The organism is Halarcobacter bivalviorum, from assembly GCF_003346815.1.
In the GTDB taxonomy this organism is placed as follows: Bacteria; Campylobacterota; Campylobacteria; order Campylobacterales; family Arcobacteraceae; genus Halarcobacter; species Halarcobacter bivalviorum.
On sequence record NZ_CP031217.1, the window covers coordinates 837716 to 852347 of the forward strand.

Sequence of the window (14632 nt, forward strand, 5' to 3'; positions counted from 1 at the left end):
AATGAGTGTTATTTTTAAAAGATGAAGATTTTATAGCAAAGGGTAATGAAAGAGCAATATATTTGCACCCTGAAGATAATAAGAAAACAGTAAAAGTAACTTATGAAGGTAATCAAAGACAAGAGAGTAAGCAATCACAAAAAGAAATCTCTTATTATAAAGAATTAGAAAAAAGAGGAATGAAAAACTTTAAACATCTACCTAAGTTTTATGGTGAAGTTGAAACTAATAAGGGAGCTGGTTTTGTTATTGAGCTAATTCGTGATTATGATGGAAAAGTTTCTAAAAGTTTTGCTTTTTATCTAAAAGAAAACGGTGTAGAAGCTTATCAAAAAGAGTTAGAAGAGTATAGACAATATTTTTTGGATAACTGTATTATTTTTAATTATGGAATGATGCCTAAAAATATATTGCTTAGAAAAAATAGTGAAACAGATTTTGATTTAGTTTTAATTGATGGCTTAGGAGATGTATCTCATTTTACTTTGCCAAATAAAATCCCATATTTTGCTAGAAGAAGAATTAGTAGAAGATGGGAAAAATTTGTAAATAAATATTTATTAAAATAGTAGAAAGGTAAAAAATGAAAGTATTATTATTAGCTGGTGGATTAGGAACAAGATTAGCAGAAGAGACAGATTTAAGACCAAAACCTATGGTTGAAGTTGGTGGAAAACCTATTCTATGGCATATTATGAAGATTTACTCAAAATATGGATTTAATGAATTTGTAATCTTACTTGGATACAAAGGTTACTATATTAAAGAATATTTTGCAAACTATTTTTTACATCAAAGTGATGTAACACTTGATATCTCAACTGGAAAAATGGAAGTATTAAATAATTCTAGTGAGCCTTGGAAAATCACACTTCTTGATACAGGAGTTGATAGTATGACAGGGGGAAGAGTAAAAAGAGCACAAGACTTTGTAGGAGATGAACCTTTTATGTTAACTTATGGAGATGGAGTAAGTGATATTAATATAGAAGAATTAGTAGAGTTTCATAAATCTCATGGAAAAGCAATGACAATGACATCTGCTCAACCAGATGCAAGATTTGGAGCATTAGAAATCTCTTCTGATAATCAAGTAATTGAATTTAAAGAAAAACCAAAAGGTGAGGGTGGTTGGATAAATGCTGGTTTCTTTGTATGTGAACCAAAAGTTTTTGATTATATTACACAAGGAGATAGTACAATTTTTGAACAAGAACCTTTAATGAATTTAGCAAAAGATGGAGAAATTTATACTTATAAACATGATGGTTTTTGGAAACCAATGGATACTTTAAGAGATAAACAACAACTAGAAAAACTTTGGGAAACAAAAAAAGCACCGTGGAAAGTTTGGTAATGCAAAACTTATTTAGTGGAATATATAAAGATAAAACAGTTTTAGTTACAGGACATACTGGCTTTAAAGGTTCATGGCTTTGTTATTGGTTGGAGCAGATGGGTGCTAAAGTAATTGGTTATTCTTTAGACGCTCCAACAACTCCTAATCATATCTCTTTATTAAATTTAAATATCACTTCAATTATTGCTGATATTAGAGATTTAGATAAGTTAAATGAAGTTTTTGAAGAGTATAAACCTGATATTGTATTTCATTTAGCTGCACAACCTTTAGTAAGATTATCATATGAAAATCCTATTGAAACATATGAAACAAATGTTATTGGTACATTAAAGGTTTTTGAAGCTTGTAGAAAGGCTAATGTTAAAGCTATTGTAAATATTACAAGTGATAAAGCTTATGAAAATAAAGAGTGGGTTTGGGGATATAGAGAAAATGATCCAATGGGAGGATATGACCCTTATAGTTCATCAAAAGGGTGTGCTGATATCTTGGCAAACTCATATAGAGACTCTTATTTTAATATAAAAGATTATAAGAAAAAACATAATACTCTTCTTGCTTCTTGTAGAGCTGGAAATGTAATTGGTGGTGGTGATTGGGCTAAAGATAGATTAATTACTGATATTATGCTTTCTGTTTCTCAAAATAAAAAAGTAAGTATTCGAAATCCATATGCTACAAGACCTTGGCAACATGTACTTGAACCATTAAGTGGGTATTTAAATATTGGGCAAAAACTTCTTGAAGAAAAAGTAGAGTTTGCTAGTGCTTGGAACTTTGGACCAAGTGATGAGGGAAGTATAACTGTAGAACAAGTAGTAAAAAATGTAAAAAAATATTGGGATAAAATTGATTATGAAATAAATCAAGACCCAAATGCCTTACATGAAGCAAATCTTTTAAAACTAGACTGTTCTAAAGCTCATATATTATTAAAATGGAATGATGTTTGGGATAGTGATACTACTTTTGAAAAAACTGTAAAATGGTATAAATCTTTTTATGAAGAAGAGAAAAATCTTACTAAAGAGGATTTAGAAGCTTATATTAAAGCTGCAAAAACAAAAAAACTAAAATGGGCAATTTAATGCAAATAGTAGAAACTAAAATACCTGGATTAAAAATATTTGAACCAAGAATATTTGAAGATGTAAGAGGAAAATTTATTAAAACTTTTAATAATGATTTTTTTCAAGAACATAATTTAAATATTTCAATTAAAGAGACTTACTATTCAATTTCACATAAAGATGTAATTCGAGGAATGCATTTTCAAACACCTCCATATGATCATATAAAAATTGTTTATGTACCATTTGGAAAAATATTAGATGTGGTTTTAGATTTAAGAAAAGGTTCTCCTACTTTTGGTAAGAGTTTTAGTATTGAACTATCAAGTGAAAATGGAAAAATTTTAATTATTCCAAAAGGTTTAGCACATGGATTTAAATCACTTGAAGATAATACTAATGTAACTTATATGCAAACAACAACTTATGCTCCTAATAATGATGAGGGAATAAGATATGACTCTTTTGGTTTTGATTGGCAATGTGATTGCCCTAAAATGTCAGATAGAGATATGTCTTTTAACTCTTTAGAAGAATATGAAAGTAACTTTTTTTATAAGGAAGAAAAGTGAAAATATTAATAACTGGAGCAACAGGTTTTATAGGACAAAACTTAGTATCACTTTTGTTAAAAAAAGATATAGAGATATTTTGCTTAGTTAGAGAAAATAGTGATTGTTCTACAATACATAAAGAAGCAAAAATAATTACATATAATAAAAAAATAGATAGCTTGTTAGAAGTTTTTGAAAAAGAGAAATTTGATGGGGTAATACATTTAGCTTCTCTTTTTTTATCAGAACATAAAACAAGTGATATAGCAAATTTAATTAGTTCAAATATTGAGTTTGGAACATTGATTTTAGAAGCTTGCAAAAAAAGTGAAGTAAAGTGGTTTATTAACACAGGTACTTTTTGGCAAAACTATGAAAATAAAGATTATAATCCTGTTAATCTTTATGCAGCAACAAAAGAAGCTTTTGAAAATATTGCAAAATATTATACTCAAACTTCAAATTTAATTTTTACTACAATAAGGTTAAATGATACCTTTGGCCCAAATGATACAAGAAATAAAGTTTTTAATTTATGGGCAAAAATAGCAAAATCAGGGGAAACTCTGGAAATGTCAGCAGGGGAACAACTAATTGATATCTCATATATTGAGGATGTAGTTTTGGCATATGAGATTTTAATTTCTCATTTAAACTCTAAAGAGGCAGTAAGCTTTAAAGATAAAGTTTTTGCCGTTAAGTCACAGACAAGAGCTAGTTTAAAAGAGTTATCAAAAATATTTGAAAAAGCTACAAATAGTAAACTTAATATTATTTGGGGTGGTAGAGAATATAGACAAAGAGAAGTTATGCAACCTTGGGAAAAAGGAGAGCTTGTTCCATCTTGGAGTCCTAAATATACTTTAGAAGAAGCAATTAAAAAAACTATTGGAGAATTATAAAATGACAAGAGAAGAAGAATTAAAACAAGAGATATTAAATAAAACAAAAGAGTATTATGAATTAGTACACAAACCAAGTTTAAATCAAGAGTTTATTGAAGGTAAAAGTAGAGTAAATTATGCAGGTAGAGTTTTTGATGAAACTGAGTTACAATATTTAGTAGATAGTTCTTTAGATTTCTGGTTAACTTATGGAGATTATTCTAAGAAGTTTGAAAAACAACTTGCAAAATATCTTAATGTAAGATGGACTTTTTTAGTAAACTCAGGAAGTAGTGCAAATCTTTTAGCTTTTTATGCTTTAACATCTCCACTGTTAAAAGAGAGACAAGTAAGAAGAGGTGATGAGGTTATTACTGTTGCAGCTGGTTTTCCTACAACAATTGCTCCAATAGTACAATATGGAGCAGTTCCTGTATTTGTAGATATGGAATTAACTCATGCAAATATTGATGTTACTGAACTAGAAAAAGCTTTAAGTCCTAAAACAAAAGCAATTATGATTGCGCATACTTTAGGAAATCCATTTAATTTAAAAGCTGTAAAAGAGTTTGCCGATAAACATAATTTATGGTTAATTGAAGACAACTGTGATGCTTTAGGTTCTTTATATGAATGTAGACCTACTGGAACTTGGGGAGATATTGGAACTTCAAGTTTTTATCCTCCTCATCATATGACAATGGGAGAAGGTGGTGCAACATATACAGATAATCCTCTTCTTAAAAAAATCATGCTAAGTCTAAGAGATTGGGGTAGAGATTGCTGGTGTGAAAGTGGAGTAGATAATACATGTAATAGAAGATTTACTCAACAATTTGGTTCTTTACCTGTTGGATATGACCATAAGTATGTATATTCTCACTTTGGTTTTAATTTAAAAGTATCTGATATGCAAGCAGCTGTAGGATGTGCACAATTAGAAAAATTCCCTTCATTTGTTGAAAAAAGAAAAGAAAATTATAAAAAACTTTATGATGGATTAAAAGATGTTAAAGAGATTCAATTAGTAGAAGCTCAACCAAATAGTGATCCTAGTTGGTTTGGTTTTATGATGACTTTAACAGAAGAAGCAAACTTTACTAGAAATAATATAGTTGAATATTTAGAAAATAGTAATATTCAAACAAGAAATTTATTTGCAGGTAATATTTTAAGACATCCTATTTTTGATCATTTAGAAGAAAATGTAGATTATAGAGTTATTGGTGATTTACCTAATACAGAAAAGATAATGAATGATAGTTTTTGGATAGGAGTATATCCAGGAATGAGTGATGAGAAATTAGAATATATGATTAAAAAGATAAAAGAGGCTACTATTAAATGTTAGAAAAAAAACGTGTTTATATCATAGGAAACTTAACAGGTTCTACTAGAGCAAGATTACTACTTGATTTTATTTCAGGTTCTAATAAATATAGCTTTTCTTATGATGATACACATTTTTTTAAAGTAAATAGTAAAAATTTATTAAAAAAAATATTTTTACTTTTACCTAATTTTTTAAACTCATTAAGTAGTTTTTCTAAATTTCTTATCTCTGATATTATTTTTATATTACCTATGGGAAAAATCAGTTATTTAAAATTAAAGCTTGCAAAATTAATGAATAAAAAAGTTGTTACAGAGTTTTATATTTCTAAATATGATACTTATGTTAATGATAAAAAAAGAGTTGATAAGAATAGTAAAAATGCATTAGCTCTTAAAAAGTTTGACCAAAATATTATTGATTTAAGTAGTGACTTAATTTTTTTAAATAACTCAGAAAAAGAGTATTATTTAGATGTAGTACAACGAAGTAATACAACAACTAAAATACATTTAATTCCTCTTGCTACAGAATCAAAAATGATAGCACAATTAAATTATGCAAATTTAAAAACGAAAAAATTAATTTTATGTTGGTGGGGGAGTTATATCCCTCTTCATGGTTTAGATAAGATTATTGAATCTGCAAAATATTTAAAACAAAGTGATATCTCTTTTGAGTATCATCTTTTTGGAACAGCTGATAAGAAAGCAGTTGCTTATCAAAAAATGATTGATGAGTTAGAATTAAATGATGTTGTAAAAATTGATAATACAAAAACTTTTGCAGATAAATCTTTAGATAAGTTTTTGATTGAAAATTGTGATATTGCCTTTGGTAATTTTGGAGATAGTGAAAAAGCAAAAGTAGTAATGGTAAATAAAGCTGTTGAAGCAGTTTCTATGAAAATACCTGTTCTTTCGCAAAAAACAAAAGCCTTAGGTGAATATTTTGAAAATAAAGAAACTATGTTTTTTTGTGAGCCTAGCCCAGAAGAGATAGCAAAAGCAATTTTTAAAATTTCTAATAATCCAGAGTTAATTAAAAGTGTTTCAAAAAAAGGGTTTAATTTATATCAAAAAAGATTTTCAAAAGAGGCTTATATTGAGGATATTCAAAAGATTTTAGAATCTTAAGACTAATAGAGTAGTTACTCTATTAGTGTTTTTGTTTGTTTACTCTCTTCATCAAAAGATATTTTTAAGATACCAGATAATCCTGAGATATCTGAATCACATACAAAGTAATCTTCTCTTACATTAAAATAATCATACTTCTCTTCATATCCTAAAAGATTACTAACTACATTTCCCATTTGATAGTGTGAAATAAATTCAAAATCTGAGAATTTATCTTTTAATACTTTTGCATTATTAATCCCATAAACAAAGAATGGTACTTGATATACAGCATCATAATTTAATCTTCCATGACCTTGTCTATTTGGATCTCCAACATTTGAAGCATGGTCAGAAGTAAAAATAAAGTAAGTTGGTCTATCAGTTCTTTCTTTTACTTTTTTTACTAATTGAGAGATAATATAATCAGTATAATGAATTGAATTTGCATAATCAATTGTATTTTGAATAATTGTTTTATCTTCTATATTATCTTTTGTAAAAATTTCAAACTCCTTTGGAAAAGTATCTATAAAAGGAGTATGCGAAGCTCTTTGTTGTAAAGCAACAAAACTAGGTTTTGAAAAATCAACTTGTTCAATTTTATCAAGTAAAAATGTATCTAAAGCTGGTTTATCTATATCTTTTGTAACACTTGTTCCATCAACATAATCATCAATCCATTTTGTACAAATATAACTTTTTAATTGAGCTAATTGATCTTGTGCTTGAGAACTATAAAAATATGTTTGAAAACCATTATTTTTTGCCATTTTAAATAGACAAGTATTTGTAGAAATAATTTGTGGAACACCATCTGGTCTTTTTATTATATTGAAAAAAGATGGTACAGCAACATCTGTTACAACACCAGAAGCAATCCCTTTTTTATATACAAAGTTTTCATCATCTTTTATTGAATCTAAAAATGGAGTAGTTTTGATTTTGTAATCATATAAAGACATAAAGTTTCTATTTAATGACTCTCCCATAATCATAATTACATTTATATCTGGATTTTCTGTAAGTAGATTTGGAGTAGGTGTAATAGGTTGTTCTAAACCACTATTTCCTATAGCTTTTTTAGGAATTATATTTCCAAATAGATAACCTAAATTAGTAATTGTATTTTTTAGTGGATAATACTCAACATTTGGTCTATGTCCTTTTTTTGAGTCTTTTACATAAACTCTAATTGGAACAAAGATTATAAAAGCGATTAAAATAAATGATAAAAATGGAATTTTAAGTCTTTTTTCTTCTGAGTTTTTTAATAAAAAATAAATAATTACAAAAAGAGTTAAAATCATAATTGTCGGAACAATTGCTATATCTGTAACTGTTCTAAATGTATCATATGTTTCTTTGAATTTTGTAAAAAATAGTAAATATTCTAATGGGAAAATCCAAGTACCAAAATATGCGAAGTGTGCAATTTGAAACCAAACAAATAGTGCAATTAAAGCATAAGTAATTAAAATAGCTCTTGTTTTAATTATTGAAACAATAAGAAGATTAATCATAAATTGTTCAGCAAAACTTTTTAGGTTTAAATTAAAAGATAAAATATCATTATATATTCTGTATATTTGTTCAACACAAACAAATAAAGATGTAATTATTAGTGCCAAAAAAATGTTGTAGACAAGTTTTGAAAAAAAGTTATTCATTGAAATCCTTCTGAAAGTTAGCTTAAAATCTAGCGTGGAATAATACTTAAAACTTCATTAAACTATAATAATACGGTTATTTAATAGAAAGAAATAGAAAGTTTTGATAAAATATTAACATTTATTAAAGCAAGGAAAAAGTTGAAATTTAAATTTGAACTAAATGAACAATATAAAAATACAAAAGATTTTTTATTAAATATAAAAAAATATTTTCAAGAAAACTCAAATACTATTCATAAAGCTAGAAATGAGTTAAAAGTAATTAAATATGATGATTTACAAACTGTTGTAAAAGCTTTTAAAGTTCCTAATAAAATCAACCAAATAGTTTATGCATACTTTAGAGATTCTAAGGCAAAAAAGTCATATAAAAATGCAGTAAAATTAAGAAGTTTAGGCTTAAATACTCCAGAACCTATTGGTTATATAGAATTTTATAGAAATTTTTTATTTAAAGAGAGTTTTTTTATAGCTAAAAAATATGATTATGATTTTACTATTAGAGAGCCTCTTAGAAATAAAGAACTTGAGAACAGAAAAGAGATTATAAAAAAATTTGTAGAGTTTACTTTTAATCTACATAGAAACAATGTTTATCACAAAGATTTTTCAGCAGGAAATACTTTAGTTTCAATTCAAGGTGAAGATTATGAATTTTCTGTTGTAGATATAAATAGACTGGAGTTTAAAGCCATTGATTTATATACAGGACTTGATAATTTTGCAAAACTTTGGTTAGATGAAGATGATATTATTTTAATAGCTTCAACATATGCAAAACTAGCAAATGTAGAAGAAAAAGAAGCAATAGATATTTTAAAAAAATGTGATGTGAAATTAAAAAGCTTTGTAGAGTTTAAAAGAAAAATCAGAGGTAAAAAATAGTGAATTTACTTATTACTAGACATGATAAAATAGGTGATTTTGTTGTAACCTTACCTCTTTTTAAAGCTATTAAAGAGCAATACCCAAATACAAAAATTACTGCACTTGTAAGTAAAATAAATTTTGACTTTGCAAAAGAGATTGAGTTTATTGATGATGTAATTTTATTTGATAAAGATAATTTAAAAAAGACTCTATTAGAGATAAAAGAAAAAAATTTCGATGCAAGTATTAGTGCTTATATAGATACTGCTTTGGGAAAACTTTTATTTAAAAGTGGCATAAGAATTAGAGTTGCTCCTGCTACAAAAATAGCTCAAATATTTTTTACTAAAAGAATAACTCAAAGAAGAAGTAAGGTAGAAAAAACAGAATGGGAGTATAATCTGGATTTGGCAAAAGCTATTTTCCCTAATATTAGATTAGAGTTTTCTAGACCATTACTTATTACAGATTCTTCATTTCAAGCTACAAAAAAAAGAGTTATTTTTCATCCTGGTTTTGGTGGAAGTAGTGATGGAAACTTATCTTTAGATGATTATATTAAACTTGCAAGGAAAGCCCTTCAAACTTCATACAAAGTTGTTTTCACTTTTGGACCAGATGACAAATCATCAAAAGAGTATATTTCATCAAGATTAAATCTTAACGAAAAACAGAAGATAGAACTTTTTGATTCAAAAATGTCACTTTATGAGTTCACAAAATATATAGCCTCTTCAGAACTTTTTGTTAGTACTTCAACAGGACCTATGCATCTTGCTGGAGCAACTAATACAAAAACAATCTCTTTCTTTGGGGATTCACTTTTTGCAAGTTCAAAAAGATGGGCAACAGTAAGTGAACAGAACAAGCAAAATAATTTTATGTTAGCAAGTGATTATTCAAAAGATGATTATAAAAAAATAGAAAACTGCTTAATGGACTTACTTAATGCTTGAACCTAAAGAAGATATAGTAATAACTTTATTTGAAAAAGTAAAAGAAAAAAACTTAAATATTGAACTAAAAGAAGAGAATAGAGTTTTAGTAAAAAATGAAGAGTTAAATAGTTTTTTGAAAATTTTATTTAGATTCTGTTCTAAAAATAGAATTTGTTTTAATATTTTAAGAGAAGAACTTGATTTTTTAACTATAGAAATCTATGACAAAGAAGAGATTAAAACTTTTTTTATAGAAGTTGAATACTCTTATGATATTACAAAAGAGAAAAAAGAGTACAAAAAAAGTTTTAATAAATATAAAAATAGAAAAATATATCCAATTGTAGGACCTGATGGAGTAGGGAAGACTACGCTGTTAACTTCTGTTATTGATATAAAAAAGAAAGATATTTTATATAAAAGATTTAAAAAAATTGTTAGGCGTTCTATTATTTATAATGTAATGTATCCTATAAATAGAATTTTTTTAAAAAGAAAATTAGGGGTAAAACCTGAAAAAGACCAACATGATGATGTTCATTATCTATTGGTTTTATTAGCTGGATTATTTTATTACCCTTTTTTAGTTTTTAATTCAAACTTTAGAAAAAAAATAGTTTTTGTAGATAGATTCTTTAATGATTATTTATTAGAAAATATCTCTTTTTTAGATAGGAAAACAAGTTTAAGAAAAAATTGGAGAAGACTTTTATCTCTAATTCCAACAGTTTTTTGGACTATTCATTTAGATGCAAAACCAAAAATTATATTAAGTAGAAAAGATGAACTTAAAAAAAGAGATGTAAAAAAATATAAAAGCTACAATTTTAAAATCTATTTGGCAAAACCATCTTTTATTTATACTTATATAAATACAGGCTTAGAATTAGAAAAATGTAAGTTTTTCTTGGAACATACCTATAATAATGTATTGGAGAAATAAGTGATTACTTTAACAAAAAGCTTGCTTATTGCCAAAGGTGGGGAGAGAGATTGTTATATTCATCCTGAAGATAATAGCAAAGTTATTAAAATAGTTCATAAAACAGAAGAACATAATAATCAAAATGAATTAGAATATTCATATATGACTTATATAAAAAAAAGAAAAGGTCTTGATTTATCTCAAATCACTGATTGTTATGGTTATGTAAGTACTAATCTAGGAAAAGGATTAATTTTTGATAGAGTTTTAGATTTTGATGGAACACCTAGTAAAAGTTTTAGATACTATTTAGCAAATAAGATTATACCTTTAGCTGAACAAGAATTATTAATAACAGAGTTAAAAAACTATTTAGAAGAAAATTTAATACTTTTTGTTGATACCAGTCTTACAAATATTTTTTGTCCAAAAGTTTCAGATAGTAGTTATAAACTAATAATTGTAGATGGCTTAGGAGCAAAAAGAACAGGTATAAAGTTTACTCTTTATAAAATTTCAAAGGCTTACACAAAATATAAAATCAAAAGACAATGGGATAAATTTATGAAGATGTATGAAAAGGATGTTAAAAGAGCAAAGCTTGGTAAACGTCCTTTTACAAGGCTTTAGTATGAATAAAGCACCTTTCTTTTGGGATAACTATTCTGACCAACCAAGTGTTATAAAGGATAAGGCTTATAAAAAAGCTATGCGAAAAAAGTTTATCTTTGATTATATTAAAATGTTTTTTTCTTCTATTTTAGTTTTACCTTTCTCTATTTTGATTATGAAATTATTTCAAGGGAAAAATGAACTTTCAAATAAAGAGTTTATTGGACTTGGAGTAAATTTAGATAAAGATGATAAAAATAATACTCAGCAAGAGCTAATTGAAGAACTTGGAGTTAAAAATCTTATTATAAGAGTACCTCTTTGGGATATACAAAATTTAGATTCTTATGTTGAGTTTGCAAAAAGTTTTAATAGACTCTCTTCAAAAAATATTGTACTTAATCTTATGCAAGATAGAGCGCATATAGAAAATAAAGAGCTTTTAAAAAAAGATTTAGAACTTATCTTTTCAAAATTTAGTTCTTTTGTAAGTGAATATCAAATAGGAACTACTATAAATAGAGCTAAATGGGGATTTTTTGCTGTAAAAGAGTATTTAAAGTTTTATAAGGTAGCACAAGATTTAAGAGATGAGAAATTTAAGAATTTAACTCTTATAGGTCCAAGTACTATAGATTTTGAATACTATTATAATGTAAGAGCTATGTTTAACTTTTATAATATTAAATATGATAAGTTAAGCTCACTACTTTATGTAGATAGAAGAGGAGCACCTTCAAATACTCAATATGGTTTCTTTGATACAAAAAACAAGATAGATTTACTATATTGTTTATGTAAATTATCTTCTAAAACAAGTGATAAAATCTATATTACAGAAGTAAATTGGCCTCTATCAAATACAGCTCCTTATGCTCCAACAAGTGAAAAAGAGTGTGTTAGCAATGAAGAGTATTCAAAATATATGATTGAATATATTGAAATTGCAAAAAAGAGTAAAAAAATAGAAAAAGTTTTTTGGCATCAACTTATAGCTCCTGGTTATGGACTTGTTGATAATAGAGATGGTAAGATAGTAAAACTACCACAATTTTATGTATTAAAAGAGCTACTAAATGAAAATTGAGAAAATATTTATAGAGATACCAACTTGGTTGGGTGATGCCATAATGACAACACCTGCAATTGAAAATCTAATAAAAACTTATCCTGAGGCAAAGATAACTCTTCTTGGCTCTTTTGTTTCAACACAAGCTTTAGGTCATTTTAAAAATATAGAAAAGATTATTATAGACAATACAAAAAAAGAGGGAAATAGATATTTAAATCTTTATCGTCTTGCAAAAAAAATAGGAAAAGTTGATTTAGCAATCTCCTTTAGAAGAAGTTTTTCTTCAAAACTTATGATGTTTTTTGTAAGTGCTAAGAAAAAATTTAATTATAGAAGATTAGAAAAGAAACAGATACATCAAGTTCTTAGATACAATGATTTTGTAAATCATGTTTTAAAATTAGAGAATATTGCAGGAGATTTAAAACTACATTTCACTCCTTATAAATATGAAAAACCAACCTTAGGAATAAATCCTGGTGCTACATATGGAAGTGCTAAAAGATGGTATCCTCAAGAGTTTGCAAAAGTAGCAATAGAGATGTCAAAAACTCATGATATAGTTATTTTTGGTGGTCCTGCTGAAACTGATATTGCAAAAGATATTGAAGATGAACTTCTTGCAAATGGAATTAAAAACTATCAAAATCTTGCAGGAAAAACTACTATACCTGAACTTATAGAAAAAATAGCAGGACTTGATATTTTTATTACAAATGATTCTGGACCAATGCATGTTGCAGCAGCATATGGAATAAAAACTGTTGCTATTTTTGGACCTACAAGATTTAAAGAGACAAATCAATGGAATAATCCAAATGAAAATATTATTTCTAAAAATTTAGAGTGCTCTCCTTGTATGAAAAGAGTCTGTCCTTTAAAACATCATAACTGTATGAAGCTAATAACTGCACAGGATGTTTTAAATATTTTACACTGATTTAAAATTAATATTATTTTAAAAGGGTATAATAATAAATTAATATATATACCCTAGGACAAGAATGAGTTATAAAATTGCAATTGCAGGAACTGGATATGTTGGTCTATCAAATGGTTTACTTCTGTCTCAACACAATGAAGTAATAGCCCTAGACATCATACCTTCTAAAGTAGAACTACTAAATAATAAAAAATCTCCAATCGAAGATAAAGAGATTGAAGAATACTTACTAAAAGATAATTTAAATTTTAAAGCAACTCTTGATAAAAAAGAGGCATATTTAGGTGCTGATTATGTAATAATTGCGACACCTACAGATTATGACCCTGAAACAAACTATTTTAATACAAAATCAATAGAGTATGTAATCGCAGATGTTTTAGAGATAAATCCAAATGCTACAATGATTATAAAATCAACTATTCCAGTTGGATATACAAAAAGTTTAAGAAAACAATTTAACACAAATAATATAATTTTTTCTCCAGAATTCTTAAGAGAAGGAAAAGCACTTTTTGATAATTTATATCCTTCAAGAATTATTGTAGGTGAAAAGTCTGAAAGAGCAGAAATTTTTGCAAATCTTTTAGCACAAGGTGCAATAAAAGAGAATATTGATATTTTATTTACTGACTCAACAGAAGCTGAAGCTATCAAACTTTTTGCAAATACTTATTTAGCAATGAGAGTTGCATATTTTAATGAGCTTGATTCATATGCTTTAAGTCATGGATTAAATACAGAACAAATAATCAAAGGTGTAGGTTTAGACCCAAGAATTGGTATGCATTATAATAATCCATCTTTTGGATATGGGGGATATTGTTTACCTAAAGATACAAAACAATTAAGAGCAAATTATGAAGATGTACCATCTAATTTAATCGGTGCAATTGTAGAATCAAATACTACAAGAAAAGATTTTATAGCAGAAAGTATAATTAAGAAACTTCATTTAATCCCACAAAACCCTATAAATATTGATACAAATAAAAAAGTAGGTATTTATAGACTTGTTATGAAAAGTGGAAGTGATAACTTTAGATCAAGTGCAATTCAAGGTATTATGAAAAGAATCAAAGCAAAAGGTATTGAAATCATTATTTATGAACCTAATTTAGATGAAGATACTTTCTTTAATTCAAAAGTTTATAAAGACTTAGAAGAGTTTAAAAGAGAATCTAATGTAATTGTTGCAAATAGAATCTCAGATGATATTATTGATGTGGAAGAGAAAGTTTTCACAAGAGATATTTTTAATTCAGATAGCTAGAGGA

Annotated in this window: 15 protein-coding genes; 14 read left to right on the forward strand and 1 reads right to left on the reverse strand. The window is 26.6% G+C overall.

Annotated features, from left to right (window positions below):
* The first annotated feature begins 5 nt into the window (after window positions 1-5).
* The 7 genes from ABIV_RS04225 to ABIV_RS04255 are packed head-to-tail and all read left to right on the forward strand — an operon-like array spanning window position 6 to window position 6340.
* Window positions 6-569 (forward strand): YrbL family protein, encoded by a 564-nt coding sequence (locus tag ABIV_RS04225; protein ID WP_114838713.1) that lies wholly within the window; start codon window positions 6-8, stop codon window positions 567-569.
* A 14-nt stretch (window positions 570-583) separates the two neighbouring features.
* Entirely contained in the window at window positions 584-1357 is a 774-nt protein-coding gene (gene rfbF, locus ABIV_RS04230; protein WP_114838714.1) for a glucose-1-phosphate cytidylyltransferase, read from the forward strand.
* The gene (gene rfbG, locus ABIV_RS04235; RefSeq protein WP_114838715.1) at window positions 1357-2451 is read left to right on the forward strand and encodes a CDP-glucose 4,6-dehydratase; all 1095 of its coding nucleotides are present in this window, start codon (window positions 1357-1359) and stop codon (window positions 2449-2451) included. Before rfbF ends, rfbG begins: the two co-directional genes overlap by 1 nt.
* Window positions 2451-3005: a dTDP-4-dehydrorhamnose 3,5-epimerase family protein gene (locus ABIV_RS04240; RefSeq protein WP_114838716.1), complete on the forward strand. Its 555-nt coding sequence runs from the start codon at window positions 2451-2453 to the stop codon at window positions 3003-3005. Before rfbG ends, ABIV_RS04240 begins: the two co-directional genes overlap by 1 nt.
* Window positions 3002-3889 carry an NAD-dependent epimerase/dehydratase family protein gene (locus tag ABIV_RS04245; protein ID WP_114838717.1) on the forward strand — a complete coding sequence of 296 codons (888 nt, stop codon included), beginning with the start codon at window positions 3002-3004 and terminating at the stop codon, window positions 3887-3889. The genes ABIV_RS04240 and ABIV_RS04245 overlap by 4 nt, the downstream gene beginning before the upstream one ends.
* A 1-nt stretch (window position 3890) precedes the next feature.
* On the forward strand, window positions 3891-5222 hold the full coding sequence (rfbH, locus tag ABIV_RS04250; RefSeq protein ID WP_114838718.1) for a lipopolysaccharide biosynthesis protein RfbH: 1332 nt from the start codon (window positions 3891-3893) through the stop codon (window positions 5220-5222).
* Window positions 5216-6340 (forward strand): glycosyltransferase, encoded by a 1125-nt coding sequence (locus tag ABIV_RS04255; RefSeq protein ID WP_114838719.1) that lies wholly within the window; start codon window positions 5216-5218, stop codon window positions 6338-6340. The genes rfbH and ABIV_RS04255 overlap by 7 nt, the downstream gene beginning before the upstream one ends.
* A gap of 14 nt (window positions 6341-6354) precedes the next feature.
* Here ABIV_RS04255 and ABIV_RS04260 read toward each other — a convergent pair whose 3' ends face one another.
* On the reverse strand, window positions 6355-7992 hold the full coding sequence (locus ABIV_RS04260; protein WP_114838720.1) for a phosphoethanolamine transferase: 1638 nt from the start codon (window positions 7990-7992) through the stop codon (window positions 6355-6357).
* Between the two features lie 141 nt (window positions 7993-8133).
* Between ABIV_RS04260 and ABIV_RS04265 the strand changes: the two genes are divergently transcribed.
* From ABIV_RS04265 to ABIV_RS04295, 7 genes are all read left to right on the forward strand, one after another.
* Complete coding sequence (locus ABIV_RS04265; protein ID WP_114838721.1) at window positions 8134-8880, forward strand: lipopolysaccharide kinase InaA family protein; 747 nt, start codon at window positions 8134-8136, stop codon at window positions 8878-8880.
* Window positions 8880-9821 (forward strand): glycosyltransferase family 9 protein, encoded by a 942-nt coding sequence (locus ABIV_RS04270; RefSeq protein WP_114838722.1) that lies wholly within the window; start codon window positions 8880-8882, stop codon window positions 9819-9821. Before ABIV_RS04265 ends, ABIV_RS04270 begins: the two co-directional genes overlap by 1 nt.
* Complete coding sequence (locus ABIV_RS04275) at window positions 9814-10746, forward strand: hypothetical protein (RefSeq protein ID WP_114838723.1); 933 nt, start codon at window positions 9814-9816, stop codon at window positions 10744-10746. The genes ABIV_RS04270 and ABIV_RS04275 overlap by 8 nt, the downstream gene beginning before the upstream one ends.
* Entirely contained in the window at window positions 10747-11358 is a 612-nt protein-coding gene (locus ABIV_RS04280; protein WP_114838724.1) for a YrbL family protein, read from the forward strand.
* Window position 11359: 1 nt separating this feature from the next.
* Entirely contained in the window at window positions 11360-12427 is a 1068-nt protein-coding gene (locus ABIV_RS04285) for a hypothetical protein (RefSeq protein ID WP_114838725.1), read from the forward strand.
* Window positions 12417-13352, forward strand: coding sequence for a glycosyltransferase family 9 protein (locus tag ABIV_RS04290; protein WP_114838726.1), 936 nt, complete (start codon window positions 12417-12419; stop codon window positions 13350-13352). Before ABIV_RS04285 ends, ABIV_RS04290 begins: the two co-directional genes overlap by 11 nt.
* 64 nt (window positions 13353-13416) lie before the next feature.
* Window positions 13417-14628, forward strand: coding sequence for a nucleotide sugar dehydrogenase (locus tag ABIV_RS04295; protein WP_114838727.1), 1212 nt, complete (start codon window positions 13417-13419; stop codon window positions 14626-14628).
* Window positions 14629-14632: the final 4 nt, after the last annotated feature.

What these genes read in the sequence shown, in the direction of transcription:
- ABIV_RS04285 (WP_114838725.1), top strand. Translation starts at nt 11,360, where the DNA reads ATGAATAAAGCACCTTTCTTTTGGGATAACTATTCTGACCAACCAAGT.
- rfbF (WP_114838714.1), top strand. Translation starts at nt 584, where the DNA reads ATGAAAGTATTATTATTAGCTGGTGGATTAGGAACAAGATTAGCAGAA.
- ABIV_RS04255 (WP_114838719.1), top strand. Translation starts at nt 5,216, where the DNA reads ATGTTAGAAAAAAAACGTGTTTATATCATAGGAAACTTAACAGGTTCT.
- rfbG (WP_114838715.1), top strand. Translation starts at nt 1,357, where the DNA reads ATGCAAAACTTATTTAGTGGAATATATAAAGATAAAACAGTTTTAGTT.
- ABIV_RS04290 (WP_114838726.1), top strand. Translation starts at nt 12,417, where the DNA reads ATGAAAATTGAGAAAATATTTATAGAGATACCAACTTGGTTGGGTGAT.
- rfbH (WP_114838718.1), top strand. Translation starts at nt 3,891, where the DNA reads ATGACAAGAGAAGAAGAATTAAAACAAGAGATATTAAATAAAACAAAA.
- ABIV_RS04295 (WP_114838727.1), top strand. Translation starts at nt 13,417, where the DNA reads ATGAGTTATAAAATTGCAATTGCAGGAACTGGATATGTTGGTCTATCA.
- ABIV_RS04260 (WP_114838720.1), bottom strand. Translation starts at nt 7,992, where the DNA reads ATGAATAACTTTTTTTCAAAACTTGTCTACAACATTTTTTTGGCACTA.
- ABIV_RS04240 (WP_114838716.1), top strand. Translation starts at nt 2,451, where the DNA reads ATGCAAATAGTAGAAACTAAAATACCTGGATTAAAAATATTTGAACCA.
- ABIV_RS04275 (WP_114838723.1), top strand. Translation starts at nt 9,814, where the DNA reads ATGCTTGAACCTAAAGAAGATATAGTAATAACTTTATTTGAAAAAGTA.